18 protein-coding genes and 2 pseudogenes are annotated in these 16,115 nt (G+C 39.8%); 11 read left to right on the top strand and 9 right to left on the bottom strand.

All coding sequences use genetic code 11. The features are described 5' to 3' along the window. Nucleotides 1-124 precede the first annotated feature (124 nt). Nucleotides 125-202: pseudogene (locus tag HWV01_RS13605) on the top strand (integrase); the annotation flags it as partial. A gap of 133 nt (nucleotides 203-335) precedes the next feature. Here HWV01_RS13605 and HWV01_RS13600 read toward each other — a convergent pair. After that, nucleotides 336-530: a hypothetical protein gene (locus HWV01_RS13600; RefSeq protein ID WP_211672063.1), complete on the bottom strand. Its 195-nt coding sequence runs from the start codon at nucleotides 528-530 to the stop codon at nucleotides 336-338. A gap of 534 nt (nucleotides 531-1,064) precedes the next feature. Here HWV01_RS13600 and HWV01_RS13595 point away from each other — a divergent pair. Both HWV01_RS13595 and HWV01_RS13590 read left to right on the top strand, forming a co-directional pair. Then, the gene (locus tag HWV01_RS13595) at nucleotides 1,065-2,489 is read left to right on the top strand and encodes an alpha-amylase family protein (RefSeq protein ID WP_211672062.1); all 1,425 of its coding nucleotides are present in this window, start codon (nucleotides 1,065-1,067) and stop codon (nucleotides 2,487-2,489) included. Between the two features lie 352 nt (nucleotides 2,490-2,841). Beyond that, the gene (locus HWV01_RS13590) at nucleotides 2,842-3,168 is read left to right on the top strand and encodes a co-chaperone YbbN (protein WP_211672061.1); all 327 of its coding nucleotides are present in this window, start codon (nucleotides 2,842-2,844) and stop codon (nucleotides 3,166-3,168) included. Nucleotides 3,169-3,240: 72 nt separating this feature from the next. On the opposite strand, the gene HWV01_RS13585 is transcribed toward HWV01_RS13590, so the two are convergent. Next, on the bottom strand, nucleotides 3,241-3,609 hold the full coding sequence (locus tag HWV01_RS13585) for a hypothetical protein (protein WP_211672060.1): 369 nt from the start codon (nucleotides 3,607-3,609) through the stop codon (nucleotides 3,241-3,243). Nucleotides 3,610-4,240: 631 nt separating this feature from the next. Between HWV01_RS13585 and HWV01_RS13580 the strand changes: the two genes are divergently transcribed. The 6 genes from HWV01_RS13580 to HWV01_RS13555 all read left to right on the top strand — a co-directional run bounded on the left by HWV01_RS13580 (nucleotide 4,241) and on the right by HWV01_RS13555 (nucleotide 10,695). Beyond that, the gene (locus HWV01_RS13580) at nucleotides 4,241-4,447 is read left to right on the top strand and encodes a cold-shock protein (RefSeq protein ID WP_045110007.1); all 207 of its coding nucleotides are present in this window, start codon (nucleotides 4,241-4,243) and stop codon (nucleotides 4,445-4,447) included. Between the two features lie 345 nt (nucleotides 4,448-4,792). Next, entirely contained in the window at nucleotides 4,793-5,743 is a 951-nt protein-coding gene (locus HWV01_RS13575; RefSeq protein WP_249185311.1) for an RDD family protein, read from the top strand. Between the two features lie 156 nt (nucleotides 5,744-5,899). Next, the gene (locus HWV01_RS13570; protein ID WP_211672059.1) at nucleotides 5,900-7,270 is read left to right on the top strand and encodes a glutamine synthetase family protein; all 1,371 of its coding nucleotides are present in this window, start codon (nucleotides 5,900-5,902) and stop codon (nucleotides 7,268-7,270) included. Between the two features lie 14 nt (nucleotides 7,271-7,284). Then, on the top strand, nucleotides 7,285-8,685 hold the full coding sequence (locus HWV01_RS13565) for an aldehyde dehydrogenase family protein (RefSeq protein WP_211672058.1): 1,401 nt from the start codon (nucleotides 7,285-7,287) through the stop codon (nucleotides 8,683-8,685). Between the two features lie 56 nt (nucleotides 8,686-8,741). Beyond that, a complete protein-coding gene (locus tag HWV01_RS13560; protein ID WP_211672057.1) occupies nucleotides 8,742-9,917 on the top strand; it encodes an iron-containing alcohol dehydrogenase in 1,176 nt (391 codons plus the stop codon). Between the two features lie 19 nt (nucleotides 9,918-9,936). Next, the gene (locus HWV01_RS13555) at nucleotides 9,937-10,695 is read left to right on the top strand and encodes a GMP synthase (protein ID WP_211672056.1); all 759 of its coding nucleotides are present in this window, start codon (nucleotides 9,937-9,939) and stop codon (nucleotides 10,693-10,695) included. Here HWV01_RS13555 and HWV01_RS13550 read toward each other — a convergent pair. The 4 genes from HWV01_RS13550 to HWV01_RS13535 form a co-directional block, all read right to left on the bottom strand. Next, nucleotides 10,642-10,974 (bottom strand): YnfA family protein, encoded by a 333-nt coding sequence (locus HWV01_RS13550; RefSeq protein WP_211672055.1) that lies wholly within the window; start codon nucleotides 10,972-10,974, stop codon nucleotides 10,642-10,644. The genes HWV01_RS13555 and HWV01_RS13550 overlap by 54 nt on opposite strands. A 292-nt stretch (nucleotides 10,975-11,266) precedes the next feature. Further along, complete coding sequence (locus HWV01_RS13545) at nucleotides 11,267-11,674, bottom strand: GFA family protein (protein ID WP_211672054.1); 408 nt, start codon at nucleotides 11,672-11,674, stop codon at nucleotides 11,267-11,269. Nucleotides 11,675-11,701: 27 nt separating this feature from the next. Further along, complete coding sequence (locus tag HWV01_RS13540) at nucleotides 11,702-12,178, bottom strand: N-acetyltransferase (protein ID WP_211672053.1); 477 nt, start codon at nucleotides 12,176-12,178, stop codon at nucleotides 11,702-11,704. A gap of 124 nt (nucleotides 12,179-12,302) precedes the next feature. Continuing rightward, entirely contained in the window at nucleotides 12,303-12,596 is a 294-nt protein-coding gene (locus tag HWV01_RS13535; protein WP_211672052.1) for a YciI family protein, read from the bottom strand. Between the two features lie 289 nt (nucleotides 12,597-12,885). On the opposite strand from HWV01_RS13535, the gene HWV01_RS13530 reads away from it, so the two are divergent. Then, the gene (locus HWV01_RS13530) at nucleotides 12,886-13,488 is read left to right on the top strand and encodes a uracil-DNA glycosylase family protein (protein WP_211672051.1); all 603 of its coding nucleotides are present in this window, start codon (nucleotides 12,886-12,888) and stop codon (nucleotides 13,486-13,488) included. 8 nt (nucleotides 13,489-13,496) lie between these two features. On the opposite strand, the pseudogene HWV01_RS13525 reads toward HWV01_RS13530, so the two are convergent. The 3 genes and pseudogenes from HWV01_RS13525 to HWV01_RS13515 form a co-directional block, all read right to left on the bottom strand. After that, nucleotides 13,497-13,682: pseudogene (locus HWV01_RS13525) on the bottom strand (methylated-DNA--[protein]-cysteine S-methyltransferase); the annotation flags it as partial. Between the two features lie 85 nt (nucleotides 13,683-13,767). After that, nucleotides 13,768-14,898 (bottom strand): RNA-guided endonuclease TnpB family protein, encoded by a 1,131-nt coding sequence (locus tag HWV01_RS13520; protein ID WP_211672050.1) that lies wholly within the window; start codon nucleotides 14,896-14,898, stop codon nucleotides 13,768-13,770. Nucleotides 14,899-14,966: 68 nt separating this feature from the next. Beyond that, nucleotides 14,967-15,350, bottom strand: a complete 384-nt coding sequence (locus HWV01_RS13515; RefSeq protein WP_249185310.1) for a methylated-DNA--[protein]-cysteine S-methyltransferase — start codon at nucleotides 15,348-15,350, stop codon at nucleotides 14,967-14,969. A gap of 247 nt (nucleotides 15,351-15,597) precedes the next feature. Here HWV01_RS13515 and HWV01_RS13510 point away from each other — a divergent pair, with 247 nt between their 5' ends. Next, nucleotides 15,598-16,038, top strand: coding sequence for a pseudoazurin (locus tag HWV01_RS13510; protein ID WP_211672049.1), 441 nt, complete (start codon nucleotides 15,598-15,600; stop codon nucleotides 16,036-16,038). Nucleotides 16,039-16,115: the final 77 nt, after the last annotated feature.

Here is a 16,115-nt window from a genome sequence, read left to right as displayed (position 1 = left end):
AAACACGTCTTTGTTCATTTCCTTCCAACTACGATCGTGATGACCAAATAAAGAAGGAGGTCATCATGGAAGCTTTCAACAAAAAGAAACGAAGCGGCGTAAAAAGCCTTTTCGGCTTGAGGAGATTTGGCGGATCAGAACCAGACTAGAAATTGAAAATAGTCTGATGGAGCTGGCGCTGCTCAACTTAGCTATTGATTGCAATGCTTAAGCCGTTGACGACAAGAATCCCCTTCCTTCCCCGACTTGTCGGGCGCGAAGCGAGGTGGGGGAGCTTCAATAATATTAGAAACAAAAACGCCAGCAAATGCTGGCGTTTTAAAGATGAATGTCAATTATCGCATCATGCCGATATCACGTAGGATATGCGGTGATAACTCTCTTAATTGAATATCTGATGATATTTCTTTTTTATCACTAAATAAAATGTCTTTCGTGTGTCTAATCAGTCCTTTGATAGAAACAGCATAAGCTTTTTTATCTAAAGCCAAATCTTGTGGAATCATATTGAAGTGCGCTGCGTGTGCCATATTAGCCTCTACCTGAATTTAATAATTTATGTTTTAACTGGGTGATGTTTATATGCTTATCTAGTGGATATAGTAGCGCATGAAATAACTATGTAACAATGACAAAAAATACCATTAATCATTAGTTTTACTAATGCATGCAACACCGCCAGCAGCTTAATAAATAATCATTCACTTTAATTGCATTTAAATTGGGTTATTGATTCTAAAGATAGTTAAAATAAGCACTTGTTACATATGTGTAACAAGTGGAAGTTATTAAAATAAGCTTAATATAGCAATAACAAATAATGCTGAGTCCTTAATATTCAACATAGATGAATTTAATTTATTAGATCCTGTAATGCGAATCTAGCTTGTTGAGTTTAATCTCTAACGCATGTTAAGAATAAAAATTAAGCTTGGCTATTATTCAATAGATAATTAGACATATACAAAGTGAGGTAGAGATCTAATATGCAGAGGAAAAGATTTTTTTATAAAAAGGGTTAGATTTATAATTATTTAAACCCATAACAACACTAGTAAATAATTATGAAACGAAACTTAAAGTTTTTATCAAACCCAATAATAAAAATTTTGTTAGGCGCTACTTTTCTACTTGGAACACAAGGCAATGTTTACGCCGACACCATTCTTCATGCTTTTAATTGGAAATATAGTGATATCACTAGTCAAGCCCAAAATATTGCAAAAGCAGGTTATAAGAAAGTTTTAGTATCTCCACCATTAAAATCTTCAGGGAAAGAGTGGTGGGCACGTTATCAGCCTCAAGATATTCGCTTAATTGACTCACCTCTAGGCAATAAAGAAGATTTACAGACGTTAATTTCAGCGCTTAAAAAGGAAGGTGTCGACGTATACGCAGATATAGTTTTAAATCACATGGCTAATGAGAGTTGGAAAAGAAATGATCTAAACTATCCCGGTCGCGAGTTGTTAAATCAGTATAGTGAAAACAGTGAATATATAAACAAGCAAAAGCTTTTTGGAGATCTAAGTAAGGGGATATTTTCTAGTTTTGATTTTCATCCTGCAGGGTGTATATCTGATTATGGCGATCCTGGAAATGTACAATACTGGAGATTGTGTGGTAACGATAAAGATACAGGGCTACCAGATCTAGATCCAAGTGATTATGTCATTAAGCAACAGCGTCAATATCTTCAATCTTTAAAAAGTATGGGAATAAAAGGCTTTAGGATTGATGCCGTTAAGCATATGAGTGATTATCAAGTTAACCAAATATTTACGTCTGATATAACGTCGGGAATGCATGTTTTTGGTGAAGTAATTACAACAGGTGGTAAGGGTGATTCTCAGTATCATACATTTCTTGAACCATATTTGAATAACACGAATCATGGTGCATATGACTTTCCTTTATTTGCTTCTATAAGGTCTGCATTCTCTTATGATGGAAGTATGTCTTTACTTCATGACCCACAAGAATATGGCCAAGCATTGCCTGATGATAGAGCCATCACCTTTACTATTACTCATGATATTCCGACGAATGATGGTTTTCGTTATCAAATAATGACTCCTGCTAATGAAAAATTAGCTTATGGTTATATTTTAGGTAAGGATGGTGGATCTCCTTTAATTTATAGTGACGCTCTTTCTGATGATGAAGATAAAGATAATCGTCGATGGGAGGATGTTTGGAATCGTGACTATATGGTTAAAATGATTAGCTTTCATAATGATATGAAAGGAAAACAGATGGAAACTTTATATAGTGATAAGTGCATGCTCATTTTTAAGCGAGAGAAAAGTGGGTTAGTCGCTATAAATAAATGCGCTGAAGATCGTTCTTATACTATTGATACATATAAGACGGAGCTTAATTGGTATGTGCCGTATAAGGATAGGCTAAGTAGTCATCGGGAAACTATTAAATCTCGTTATCATAAATTATCTGTGCCGGGGCAGACGGTTAGAATGCTTGCACTTTGATCGCCTAAAGTACTTCCTTTTCGTATTACAGTTAATGATACTTATTTTTGACGTTATCTTCAGGTGAGCGGGGGGGTAGTATCGATGGCATAAATCAGGCCGAAATTTAGAGGGGTAATATAGAAAATTAAATCAATTTCTTACCGGTAATTGGCAAAATGTGACGAACTATGTTTTATATTTCTTCTAGTTTAACCTGTGCTGCAGTATTGATTCAATAATGCTCACCGTCATTAAATTGAAATAGAGCCGTGAGACAATGGTATTTAAACATTATTTGGCTACTCGTTTAGCTTCAAAAATAACCACTGAATCCCCCGTTTTTAACATTTTAAGGTAGAGAGGAACGCTCGTGAATAAGGATATTTTTAACGTAACGGATGCCAGTTTTTCGCAGGACGTATTGGAATCGAATGTGCCTGTCGTTGTTGAATTTACGGCTGATTGGTGTGTCCCTTGTAAAGCAATGGGTCTTACTCTTAACGACGTGTTCAGAGAGTATGAAGGACAGCTCAAAGTTGTCAAATTAGATATCACAGATAACGTGTCGACTCAAAATAAATTTGATGTTCGCGGTGTTCCTACATTAATGATTTTTAAGAAAGGGAAAGTTGCAGCAACGAGTGTTGGCGCAATGTCTAAAATGAAAATATGCTCGTTTATCGATGACGCTATCTAGCTTAAATTTAAGGGGTTAGATTAGTTCTGACCCCCTTCTTACTTATTTTAACTCGTATATTGAGCTAACATCTTAACTGCTTGTGTTATCGACAAGGCTTTGTAGCTTATCTCCTTCAACAAGATGCGTATTTGTCGTGTAGTAATCCAGGCTATATTCAATGTTTAATGAAAAATATAAACTTTGTTTAAGGTGAGCTTTTACTACCTGTTCTATTTCGCCACTTAACTTCTGCGTAAATATTTTATCTCGGTGAGCTTTAGTCAATAACGAAACAGTAACGAGTATGTGTGAGTATTTATATTGAGAACAAGGATATGCTCTTGATTTGCATACGCCAGCACTTATGTCATTCTCATTAATGACTTTCTCTACAGCATTAAAGATTTTATTCGTATCTATATCTAAATTATCAGAATATTTAATTTCTACGTGAGGCATATGAATATAATCCTTAATTGCATTACGCCCTAATAACGGGCAAAAGATAATTGATTAAAGCAGGGGGCTCTACACCGCTAAGTTGAACTGCTTATGATACTAAATTTCGTATAAAGCGAATCCAACTCCAATATTGGAAACAGTATCAAATTTATCATTAAATACAAACGAATAATAAAAATGGTTCCCTAAAGTCGGTAATCGTTCTAAAAAAGCTAAACCTTATTATATTTGTATATATACCCAAGCTACCTCGAGATGCACAATCAGCAAACCGAAAGAAGGAATCCTCGACTTCATGCCTTGAATATCCCTGCTCGTCTCTGATATAGCATCTTGAAGTAACTTGGGTATAAGACTAGATTAGCGCTTTGGGCTAGCTGAAAATGTCGTAGAATATACAGAGGTGCAAGTAAATGTTTACAGGTAGCGCATTATTTATTTTATAAATACCTTTGACTTTTTTTAAATATTCTATAAAGTGCTGCCTCAGCAAGAAAGCCTTTTGTTTACATTCTCCATTTCGTTGTTTTATTCATAATACCTCGCTCTGCAGTTTTTAAGTTCCAGATTTTTGTACGCTATTCAAGCCTATTAAGGCAATTTAACATTAAGATTACAGGATATTATTATGTCTAAAGTTCAAGGTACGGTTAAGTGGTTTAACGAAGCTAAAGGTTTTGGTTTCATCGAGCAAGAAAATGGCCCAGATTTATTCGCTCACTTTAGCGCTATCGCTAGCGAAGGTTTCAAAACTTTAGCTGAAGGCCAAAAAGTTGAATTCACTATCGGCGAAGGTCAAAAAGGCCCGAACGCTGAAAACATCGTAGCACTTTAATTTGCTATGTAGTCAGTTCTAATACTGAGCTGAACAAATATTAAAGAATGGCGAACCTTAATGGGTTCGCCATTTTTTTTGTCCTATCACATACCTTCAAGCCCTATACTGATATCGTCGGCCTCGCCGTTCTAATTATACTTTGTGTTTTTACGCACGATCATCCTATTGTTTATCGTATTGGTCACAGTTTGTCTGTAAACAGTCTTCTTGTTATTTTCATTTAGTAAAAATACTAATAAAATCAAACCTATATTTAGCTTGTTAGTAAATGACAGCAATGAACACTTTCTCACAGTCGTTGTAATATAAAATAGCGATAAATAGGTTAATAAGGATTAAATTTTGGACGAAGTACAAGACAAATGGATTTGCGGATTTTGGACTCGAATAGGAGCTTTGCTCGTCGATTCCCTCATATTAGGGAGTATTGGTGTTGCTTTAGGTTTCTTTTTCGAAAGCACTTTTGTTCAAATAGGAGGTTGGGGTAAATTAATCGGTTTTAGTATCGCTATGATTTATTTTGGAATGATGAATAGCGCCATGTTTAATGGGCAAACTTTTGGTAAGAAAGCATTTAAAATAAAAGTTGTTGATGCTTCTAATCAAACCATTAATGTACCTAAATCAATGCTTAGATATAGCATTCTTGCAGTGCCATTCTTTGTAAATGGAGCACAAATTTATAATTATGATTTACTTACCTACTTAATATATCCTTTCTCCATTTTGTTATTTGGTGGCTTTTTCGCAATTATCTATCTTTATGTTTTTAACCGCGCAACTCGACAGTCTTTGCATGACTTAGTGGTTGGCACATATGTTGTTAACGCTTCTGCATCGCCAAAAGACACGGATAAGGTTTGGAAACTCCACTTAATACTTGTATCTGGCGTTTTCATTATGGCAGGATTTGCACCTGCATTTGTTTCTAACGTAGATCAATCAGAGCAATTTAAAAGCCTATTATCTACTCAAGAAGCACTAAACAGTATCCTACCGGTTAAATATGTCGGTATTACTGACAGTACGAAAAAAACGATGTCTACGAATGCTAAAACGCGTATTACAACGTATGTAAAGGCCAGTGTTTACCTCAATGAAAATGTTGTCGATGACAGAGCATTTGCTGAAAAATTAGCGCAGGTGGTTGCTAACACTTACCCTGATTCGACGGATAGAAACTTAATTCAAGTGACGCTGATATATGGTTACGACATTGGTATTTGGTCTCTCTGGTATAGCCATGGTCATCTATTTAACCCGATAGAGGTTTTGTTTTTAGAGGACGACTAAGCGCTAAAACGGTTTTTAAAATTGTTAAATAGCTAGTTTTTGTTAAATATGATGAGATCTATTCATCACAACCCACTTACACTTCCTATACTAAGAATAATGCAGTCACAGATTATTAAGCATAGCCGTAATAGGCTTGTAATATAAGGATGTATTATGCTCAGTCCAAGAGAAGTAAAGACCGTTGCCGATGCAAAACATATTATTGAGCAGCGAGGTCTAAGCCATGTGAAAGTGGGTCTGTTTGATGCAGATGGTGTCATGCGCGGTAAATATATGAGCAAAGAGAAATTCTTCTCTTCTCTCGATAATGGTTTTTCTTTTTGTGATGTGATTTTAGGCTGGGATTCAAAAGATCAGCTTTACGATAATGTTGAATATACGGGCTGGCATACTGGCTACCCTGATGCACCTGTGCGTATTTTACCCGAGACTTGTCGTCATTTACCTGCCGAAGGCGATATGTTGCTATTCATTGCCGAGTTTCGTGACCAAGCTGAAGCTGTTTGTCCCCGAGGTACCTTACGTCGCGTATTAGAGCGTGCAGACCGTATGGGATTCGATGTCACTGCTGCATTCGAATATGAGTTCTTCATGTTTAAAGAGACGCCTGAATCAGTGCGAGAAAAAGGTTATAAAAACTTAACTCCACTCACCCCCGATTGCTTTGGCTATTCCATAATTCGTAATTCCGTTCATGCTGACTTACATCATCAAATCATGGCGCTAGGTGAAGAGATGGATTTCCCATTAGAGAGTCTGCATACCGAAACAGGTCCGGGGGTATTAGAGGCGGCTATTGCTTATGATGGCGCGCAAAATGCGGCAGATAAAGCGGCATTATTCAAAACCTTTATTAAAGTCTGGGCACAACGTAATAACCTGATGGCTACCTTCATGGCTAAGTGGTCCAGTGATTGGCCGGGGCAAAGTGGTCACATTCATATATCGTTAAAAGACAAAAATGGTAAAGCGGTGTTTCACGATCCCAATAAGGCGTACAACATGAGTGATACTCAACGTCACTTCCTGGCTGGGCAGCAAAAATACATGCCTGAGTTCTTATCGATGATCGCACCTACGGTAAACAGCTATAGCCGTATGGTCCCGGGGTTATGGGCACCGCTCGATGCCACTTGGGGCGTAGAAAATCGCACCACAGCACTGCGGGTTATTCCTGGCTCGGCAACATCTCAACGTATTGAGTACCGTCTAGGATCCGCAGATGCGAATCCTTATCTTGCACTCGCTGCCGCATTAGCGTCTGGTCTACTGGGTATAGAGAATAAACTTGAACCTCATGCACAAGTAAAAGGGAATGCGTATGAGCAAGACCATTCAGAAGCGTTATCTCTACCGCGAACACTGTTTGATGCTGCGCGTAAATTAAAACGTTCCGAAGCGGCCAAAGAACTATTTGGCCAAGCATTTGTACTGCATTATGCCGCTACCCGTGAATGGGAAGAACGTGAATTTAGAAAACAGGTGACTGATTGGGAACTCGAACGTTATTTTGAAATTATCTAGGGAGAACTCAGATAATGACGAGCAAAAGGCAGCTACAGCAAACTTATTCACCCATCGATAACTCTGTTTACGTTGAGCGTGTTCTCGCCAGTAGCGAAGACGTTAATGATATTTTGCAAAAGGCGGTTGTGGCTCAAGCTAATTGGCACCATGTTACCCTGCAAGAACGTGCTGCGATCTGCCATCAAATGGTCGATGCTTTCGTTGCTAATGAAGACGAGATTGCAAATGAACTCTGTTGGATGATGGGACGTCCAATTCAATATGCACGGGGTGAAGTCGCGGGTTTAGCCGAGCGTGCTCGTTATATGATTGATGCCGCAGATGAAGCCTTAGCGACTATTCAGCTGCCAGAAAAAACAGGGCTCCGGCGTTATATCAAACGCGAAGCATTAGGGGCTGTCTTTGTTGTCGCACCGTGGAATTATCCTTATCTCACGTCGATTAATGCCATTATGCCAGCCATCATGGCGGGGAATAGTGTGGTATTAAAGCATTCCGCGCAGACGCCATTATGCGCAGAGCAATTATTCAATGCTTTTCAAAAAGCCGGTTTACCGGATGGCGTATTCCAATATTTACATCTTAGTCATGCAGATACCGAAGCGGTAATCAAGGATAGTCGAATTGATTATGTGGCTTTTACTGGCTCAGTGGTTGGTGGAACCATGGTTGAAAGCGCAAGTTGTGGGCGTTTTATTGGTGTTGGTTTAGAGCTAGGGGGTAAAGATCCCGCTTATGTTCGTGCAGATGCGGATATCGAGCATGCGGTCGCAACTTGCATCGATGGTGCTTTTTTCAATTCCGGACAGTCTTGCTGTGCTATCGAGCGTATCTATGTAGATCGACGCGTGTTTGACGAATTTGTCCGTAAGTCTGTGGATCTAGTTAAAGGTTATCAGCTTGGGCGACCTGATGATATTAACACCACATTAGGGCCTGTGGTAAAAGCGTCAGCGGCTGATTTTGTGCGTTCACAAGTACAAGATGCCATTTCTAAAGGGGCTGTTGCGCATATAAATACAGGTGACTTTCCGCTGGATGAAGTCGGTACGCCTTACCTAGCTCCGCAACTATTAACCAATGTTAATCACCAAATGCGGGTGATGACCGAAGAAAGTTTTGGTCCTGTCGTTGGCATTATGAAAGTAGAGAGTGATGAAGAAGCGATATGGTTAATGAATGATTCTGAGTTCGGTCTCACTGCATCGGTATTTACTCAAGATATTGAGACCGCTATCGCGATTGGCGAGCAACTCGAAACGGGCACTTTCTTTGTTAATCGTTGTGACTACCTCGATCCTGCATTAGCGTGGACGGGGGTGAAGAATTCGGGACGGGGCTGTACTTTATCAACATTAGGTTATGAGTCGTTAACGCGTCCGAAATCATTCCACATTAAAATTTTACAATAGTTTTTACACCCGTTTTCAATACAGGGTTTGGCAAGGTTTCGCTGTAAGGAGAAGTCATGGAACTTAATCAATTTACTGCTAATTGGCATTATCCCACCGCTATTCGCACAGGTATTGGTCGCATTAAAGAACTTCCGGCCACTTGCCAAGAGTTGGGTATGAAATCGCCGTTATTAATTACCGATCCGGGTCTAGCTGACTTAGCTATAGTGCAAGCTGCGTTAGCCAATTGCCAGCAAGCAGGCTTAAGGTGTGGTATTTTTTCACAGATTAAGGGGAATCCAACAGGTGAAAACGTCACCGATGGGGTGAGTGCATACTGGCGTGGCGAGCATGATGGTGTCATCGCATTTGGTGGTGGTTCTGCACTTGATGCTGCTAAAGCTGTGGCCTTGATGGTAGGCCAAGATCGTCCTCTCTGGGACTTTGAAGATGTGGGTGATAACTGGTTAAACGTGCATACTGAAAGTATGGCACCTGTTGTCGCAGTACCAACTACATCAGGCACTGGTTCAGAAGTAGGACGCGCCTCGGTGATCACTGATAGTGAGCATCACATTAAGCGCATTATTTTTCATCCTAATATGTTGCCAGCCGTTGTTATTTTAGACCCTCAATTGAGTGTTGGTTTACCTGCTGCGTTAACCGCAACAACGGGGATGGACGCATTGTCCCATGCCTTAGAAGCATATTGTGCTAATGCTTATCACCCTATGGCGGAAGGTATTGCACTAGAGGCTATCCGTCTAATTAAAGAATATCTACCGCGCGCCGTAGAAAATGGCCAGGATCTGGAAGCAAGAATGCAAATGATGGCAGCCTCGACGATGGGATCAACGGCTTTTCAGCGAGGTCTTGGCGGCATGCATGCGCTCGCTCATCCTATCGGAGCGCTTTACGATAGTCATCATGGTTTAGTAAACGCTATCTTAATGCCTTACGTTTTAAAGGCGAATCGCACTGCCATTGAAGTTAAGCTAACGCGTTTAAGTCGTTACCTAGAGTTGGAAGAGTCTGACTTTGATAGTTTTATAGACTGGGTATTAACGCTGCGTAAGCAACTTGATATACCTCATTCTCTGGGTGAGATTGGTATTGATGCTGAGCGTGTAATTGAAATCGGCATTATGGCTGCGAAAGACCCATCGGCAGGTAGTAATCCTATTAAACTTGATGCGCAGCAATACGCCGATATTTACTTGTCAGCGATACATGGCGACTTGTACGTGTGACCAGTATGGAGGTAAGGGAATGAAAGTCGGTATCCTACAATGTGATGATGTACGAGAGAGCTTACAGCCTAATTTTGGTAATTATGCGTCTATGTTTGAAACGCTATTTAAGCAAACTGATGAAGTATTAGAACTTCGTTTTTATCTGGTGATAGATGGCCAGCTTCCACAACATATTGATGAATGTGATGTGTATGTTTGTAGTGGTAGTAAATGGGGGGTTAACGATGAGGATTTTTGGATCCGCCAACTGGAGGACTTTATTCGTTCGCTTTATGTCGCTCGTAAAGGCTTGGTCGGCATCTGTTTTGGTCATCAGCTCATGGCAAAAGCACTCGGCGGGGAAGTTGAAAAAAGCCCACTGGGATGGGGAGTCGGGATTGCGCATGCTAAAGTGCTAGCAGGGCAAGGCTGGATGCAGCCGAAGCAAGATAATATCGCGCTCGTCGTTTGTCATCAAGACCAAGTCTGTAAGTTACCCCGTAATGCAACCGTATTGATGAGCAATGATTTTTGTCCGTATAGCATGTTCCAAGTGGACTCTCACTTTCTTGGCTTGCAAGGGCATCCAGAGTTTACTGCGCGATATTCTGCAGCGCTGATGGAGCAGCGCCGTGATATTATCCCTGCCGATACTATCGAATCAGCGATGGCATCACTCAGCTATCAAGCCGATGATAAGCTCATTACCAAGTGGATATTAGCATTTTTAAAGCAGACTAGGTTACGAGGCTCTAGGTGCGAACATAATAATAGCCATACCAACAAGCGCGACTGAAGCGCCAATCATATCCCACATAGTTGGCTTAATACCATCAACTCCCCAGAGCCATAGTATGGCGACGAAAATGTAGACACCACCATATGCGGCATAAACACGACCTGCCGCTTCAGGATGCAGAGATAGCAACCAAGCAAACAGTGCAAGACTTGCTGCAGCAGGAATTAGCAGTAATATACTCTTATCTTGTTTAAGCCAAAGATATGGTAAATAACAGCCAATGATTTCAGCAATAGCTGTAACGAAAAAAAGTGCGATTGTTTTTAATTCAAACATGATATCCGGTTATTTCTAATTAAAGCGAAATACCTCAGTTAGAGGCAATAATTGTGAGTTAACGCCTGCACAGCTGCCTTGTGAAACAGGCGCTTGTTTTGCGGGTTTTATGCAAAACGACAGGTTTATAAATCCGTTGCTGCTACTTGTTAGCTTTGCTCCATCGTTCTCCCTTTGGCATATACGCCTCATTAAGAGGCAAATAATTGTTGGCTAAATTAGCGACGTAGGAGCAAAAGCCTACTGTTATTTGTCCTGATTTAATGACTTGTTAGGCGAATTCTGACCGCGCCTACTTTCGACCTAGTTCGTGCTTCTCATTACGTGGAAGATCTGCATCCAAATTTTCCCAGTTTGCCTTTGAGGTGACGAAATTGTGAGAAATTGGACGTTCTAATATATCACTATCCAATGAGCCTAAACGAAGGCGATACCTTTTCGGAGATTGAGCATTTGAGCTATAAATCGGAGCTCCGCAGGTTTTGCAAAAGTACTTTCGTTTACCCTCGCTGCTCTCGTAAAAAGTAAGCGTGATACCTCTGTCAGTTAGCTTTAAATCTTTGGCATCAATGAAACCATTTGTAGCATATGCGCTACCGCTTGCCTTACGGCACAACGAACAGTGACAATGGATAATATCCGTTACACTACCGTCCAATGAGAACTGGATTGAGCCACACAAACAACTTCCTTTGTACATTAGTTATCCTTAGCTAAATTTACACTATTATAAAGCAATTTCCATCTGAACCCATGGCCATTTTTCACCACCAAACTCTTTAAATTTTGGCTCTTTATCGATAGCTACGAACCCCAATGACTTGTAGCAGTTGTATGCCGAAACGTTTTCCGTAAACACTCCTAAAGTAACTGTTTTATACGTTCTTCTTTGCTGAATTTCATTCAGTGAAAGCTGAACTAGTTTTTTACCCAAACCTTTGCCGCGATGGTATGGGGAAACAACTATTCTGCACAAACGCATTTCGGTTTCACTGATTTTCTGCTGCTCAATAAAACCGAGAGCATCATTACCATCAGCTAGAGTATAAAACTCAAGATTAGACTGTTTACTTCGTTCAATGATTTCGCTAGCCTCTATAGGCCAACCAAACACTCTACCACCCCATAAAAGTGATTGTTTTTGAGTAGGAAACCAAGTAATAATTTCACTCGCGACTTCCTTGCTAAATCTTTTTAGTTGCACTGAATTCCCTTTGCTTTATAACGCCTTTGTAACAGCCGAAATTTTGTGAAGCCGTTTGTGTGATACTGACGCGCAGCGGCAACACAAAATACATAGCTAAAATTTGTCCTCGTTGACAAACTTGTTATATGCAACCTTTGATGGCTTCAAACTCTGTGGCAGCCATCGTTGGAATAAATTCAGTCACTTCATAATCAGCAACGTTCGCAATATTAAATGGATCTTCTTTTAAAATTAAATCCAACTCATCTTTGTTTGCCGCATTAACTAAAATGATGCCACCCGTTCTGGGGACTTTACGACCTGAAGCAATAAATTTACCTAAGGCATAATGTTTTTCAAGATAGGTAATATGTTCGTCGATATATTTGTCGACTTCTGATAATTCCGTTTTGTATGTTAAGGATACGATAAACACTTAATTCTCCGTTGCATATAACAGCTTATTATACGGGATTCTGTATAACGTGAATTCATATTCAACTTAAATGATATCAAATTTATTATATTTAACAAATAGATAAGTGGTAATTACTGACTCTTAACCAAATAAACGAGAGACAAAAACAATAATTTTATTTATACGGACCCATATAAGCAGACGAACAATCAATATACTCGTTATACTTCAGATGATTATAAATTTGATTACGGGAAAATAAAGCCTATTTTTCCGTATAAAGTAGAAACCGTTCTAGGATGACTGTATGAAAGATCGTGAACTCGATGTCATTGTTTCCGATGTTAAAAAATGTACCTTGTGCGAACCTGACCTTCCACTGGGCGCCAGACCTGTTTTGCAAGTCGATGATAAAGCGAAAATACTGATAGCAGGGCAAGCGCCTGGTATTCGCGTGCATGAATCGGGTATCCCATTTACAGATCCCAGTGGTGATCGTTTACGCCAATGGATGGGCATTGATAGCGATACGTTTTATGATGCCAGTAAAATAGCCATTTTACCGATGGGATTCTGCTATCCAGGAAAAGGTAAGTCAGGCGACCTGCCACCAAGACCCGAATGCGCTCGAACATGGAGAACTGAAATATTAGCTGCAATGCCAAACATTGAGTTGATATTGGTTATTGGTATATATGCGCAAAAATGGCATATGGGTGATGTGAAGCAGAAAAACCTCACCGAAACAATAAAACACTGGCGAGACTATGGGCAAAAAAATTGGCCAGAACGATTACCGCTACCGCATCCTAGTCCACGTAACAACATTTGGTTGAAGAAAAACCCTTGGTTCGAACTAGATGTACTCCCGCATCTACAAGCACGGGTGGCACAGTTGGTTAGAGAATAGTAAACGTATCAGATAAATAGGTTTTGCTCTAACTCTAAAAGGCGTTTCTTTAATGACAAGCCACCGCCGTAACCGACTAGCTCACCTTGGCTACCAATAATACGATGGCAAGGAATGATAATCGCTAATCCATTAGCACCATTCGCATTACCAACGGCTCTGACTGCTTTTTCATTGCTAATGGATAATGCCAAATGTGATTGCTCACCGCCATAAATGGCGATGCTTCATAGGTCGTTTGCCGTAGCCTGTAAATATTACAGGTCTTACACAGCATCACTATGCAGAAACGGTCAATCCATCCGCTTTCAATTTTAGTGTTCCGTAATGACGAATATTCTTCGCTGCATTAATATCGCGGTCATGTTTTGTGTCGCATGACGGGCAAGACCAATGACGAATATTTAGCTTCATTTCCTTCATTTTGTAACCGCAGCACGAGCACGTTTTAGAGCTCGCAAGCCACTGATTACATTTAACAAGGTGAGTGCTGTACATTTCTGCTTTATAAACAAGTTTTTCAACAAATTTAGACCAGGAAGCATCCGCAATGTGACGGCTTAATTTTCTATTTTTTAACATATTCGATGTTTTCAGAGTCTCAACTATTACTGCTTGGTTTTCGTCAATAATTTGTTTTGATAACTTATGCTGAAAATCATTTCTCGCATTAACAACACGCTCATGTGCCAATGCCAGGATCAAACGTGCTTTTGAGCGATTCTTAGCACCTTTCTTAGTCCGGCTTAACGCCTTTTGTTTTTTTCTGAGGTTGCTATATGCATTAACGAGAAAACGAGGGTTAGCGGTTTTATGGCCCTGATCATCAATCAAGTAATGTGTTAGGCCAAGATCATACCCAGACACGCTTGTAATGTGCTTAGGCTTATCGGGCGCGGCTTGATCAGACTCGACTAATAACGAAGCAAAGTACTTGCCACTGGCAGATCTTGAAATGGTAATACTCTTTAGTGTTCCAATCAATTCGCGGTGGATACGCGCTTTAATAGCCGTTAACTTGGGGATTTTTATGGTGTTATCAGTGGCTTTAATGCTCGTGCAGTGATAACTAGATTGTTTGCCATGCCTACGTTTAAAAGTTGGAAAACCTGATCTTGATTTCTTATCAAAGAACTTTTTGTAAGCGCCATCAAGGTTGATCACCGCTTGCTGTAGCGCAATGGAGTCGTACTGCTTTAACCAACCATACTTACGGGACTTCTTGCCTTTAGCGAGTAATGGCTTTAAGTCTTTTTTAACCGCAAGAGATACACCTTTTACACTATAAAAATGCTTTTTAATGTGAAGGGCTTTATTATACGCAAACCGAACAGCGCCAAACTGAGCGTTTAAAAACTCGGCTTGCTCTACTGTTGGATAGATACGTACTTTTGTGGCTCTTAACATCATAAACCTCTGTATATGCGTACAGCATAATACCATAAAGTAGAAAATAAAAAAGAGCAAATAACAAAGTGCTACGCACTTTCGCCTTGTATCCCCGCCCTGATCGGGCGAGGGTTTACGGCGTTAATTGCTAAATATGTCGCCGTTTCACCGTACTTTATCCCTTCTAGTGCATGCCATATCGATTTTTGAAAATCTGTGCCGACCAATAACAGCGGAATATCAAACACACTGCGTTCACCAAGAAAATACTCTTGTAGTTGGGCTTTTGTTTGCTCTAAAACGCCGTTATTTTGTTCGACAAAGGTAGCATTAAGGCCCCGCTGAATACGGTTATCAACTGACGTTCTCATTTTTCGATAACGAAAATCACACAAACACAGTTTGCCTTCATACGAGCCAAGTACAAATTCGGCATAAGGGTGTTTAAAGTATTGAATGTTGATATTCGTCATCAAATGTTCTTGTTTAGAGACGTTATAAAATAGTTCCGGAAGTCTAAAGTTGCACACATATATTAGCATTCTTATGTCTAAATTATTAATGGATTAAGGTAAAAGTACAACGTTATTTTACTTGGTCGTGGTTGATAATGATTATCATTCGTAATATATTGGTCGTATTCACATTTACAATGTTTAAGCGTTTTTATATCTAGATTTTCAATCTTTCATCACATTTAATTACTGGAGTTTATTTAATATGATTAACCGAAAAATTCTTGCTGTAGTAGCATTAATGGCATGTAGTACCGCATTGCAAGCCGCTGAGCATACGGTGAAATTGCTAACGTCATCAGCTAATGGCATGATGGTCATGGAACCTGGCTATCTTAAAATCGCTTCAGGCGACAGCGTTAAATTTGTGCCTTCGGATGCGAGCCATAATGCGAGTTCTTATTCAATTCCAACTGGAGCTGCAAAATTTAATACGGCAATGGGTAAAACAGAAACCGTTAATTTTAAAAATGAAGGTGTCTATATTTACAATTGTACTCCTCATTTGGCTCTTGGGATGGTTGGGGTTATTCAGGTCGGTTCAGCTGTTAATATCGAACAAACTAATACTGCAGCAGCTCAGATATCATCAAAAATTATGATGAATAAAGAGCGCTTAGCTGGCTATATTGCACAGATTAAATAACCAAGGTATTTAATGAAGCGTTAACGGGGGAGAGGTAAAGTTACTTCGACCTCGCTGAATCTAATCCGCAAGGTGGT

The sequence above is a fragment of the Moritella sp. 5 genome (assembly GCF_018219455.1).
In the GTDB taxonomy this organism is placed as follows: Bacteria; Pseudomonadota; Gammaproteobacteria; order Enterobacterales; family Moritellaceae; genus Moritella.
This window is presented reverse-complemented; position numbering and strand designations above follow the sequence as displayed.

Coding starts and splice junctions, on each gene's coding strand:
- HWV01_RS13600 (WP_211672063.1), bottom strand. CDS start 530: ATGGCACACGCAGCGCACTTCAATATGATTCCACAAGATTTGGCTTTA.
- HWV01_RS13595 (WP_211672062.1), top strand. CDS start 1,065: ATGAAACGAAACTTAAAGTTTTTATCAAACCCAATAATAAAAATTTTG.
- HWV01_RS13585 (WP_211672060.1), bottom strand. CDS start 3,609: ATGCCTCACGTAGAAATTAAATATTCTGATAATTTAGATATAGATACG.
- HWV01_RS13580 (WP_045110007.1), top strand. CDS start 4,241: ATGTCTAAAGTTCAAGGTACGGTTAAGTGGTTTAACGAAGCTAAAGGT.
- HWV01_RS13570 (WP_211672059.1), top strand. CDS start 5,900: ATGCTCAGTCCAAGAGAAGTAAAGACCGTTGCCGATGCAAAACATATT.
- HWV01_RS13565 (WP_211672058.1), top strand. CDS start 7,285: ATGACGAGCAAAAGGCAGCTACAGCAAACTTATTCACCCATCGATAAC.
- HWV01_RS13560 (WP_211672057.1), top strand. CDS start 8,742: ATGGAACTTAATCAATTTACTGCTAATTGGCATTATCCCACCGCTATT.
- HWV01_RS13555 (WP_211672056.1), top strand. CDS start 9,937: ATGAAAGTCGGTATCCTACAATGTGATGATGTACGAGAGAGCTTACAG.
- HWV01_RS13550 (WP_211672055.1), bottom strand. CDS start 10,974: ATGTTTGAATTAAAAACAATCGCACTTTTTTTCGTTACAGCTATTGCT.
- HWV01_RS13545 (WP_211672054.1), bottom strand. CDS start 11,674: ATGTACAAAGGAAGTTGTTTGTGTGGCTCAATCCAGTTCTCATTGGAC.
- HWV01_RS13530 (WP_211672051.1), top strand. CDS start 12,886: ATGAAAGATCGTGAACTCGATGTCATTGTTTCCGATGTTAAAAAATGT.
- HWV01_RS13520 (WP_211672050.1), bottom strand. CDS start 14,898: ATGATGTTAAGAGCCACAAAAGTACGTATCTATCCAACAGTAGAGCAA.
- HWV01_RS13515 (WP_249185310.1), bottom strand. CDS start 15,350: ATGACGAATATCAACATTCAATACTTTAAACACCCTTATGCCGAATTT.
- HWV01_RS13510 (WP_211672049.1), top strand. CDS start 15,598: ATGATTAACCGAAAAATTCTTGCTGTAGTAGCATTAATGGCATGTAGT.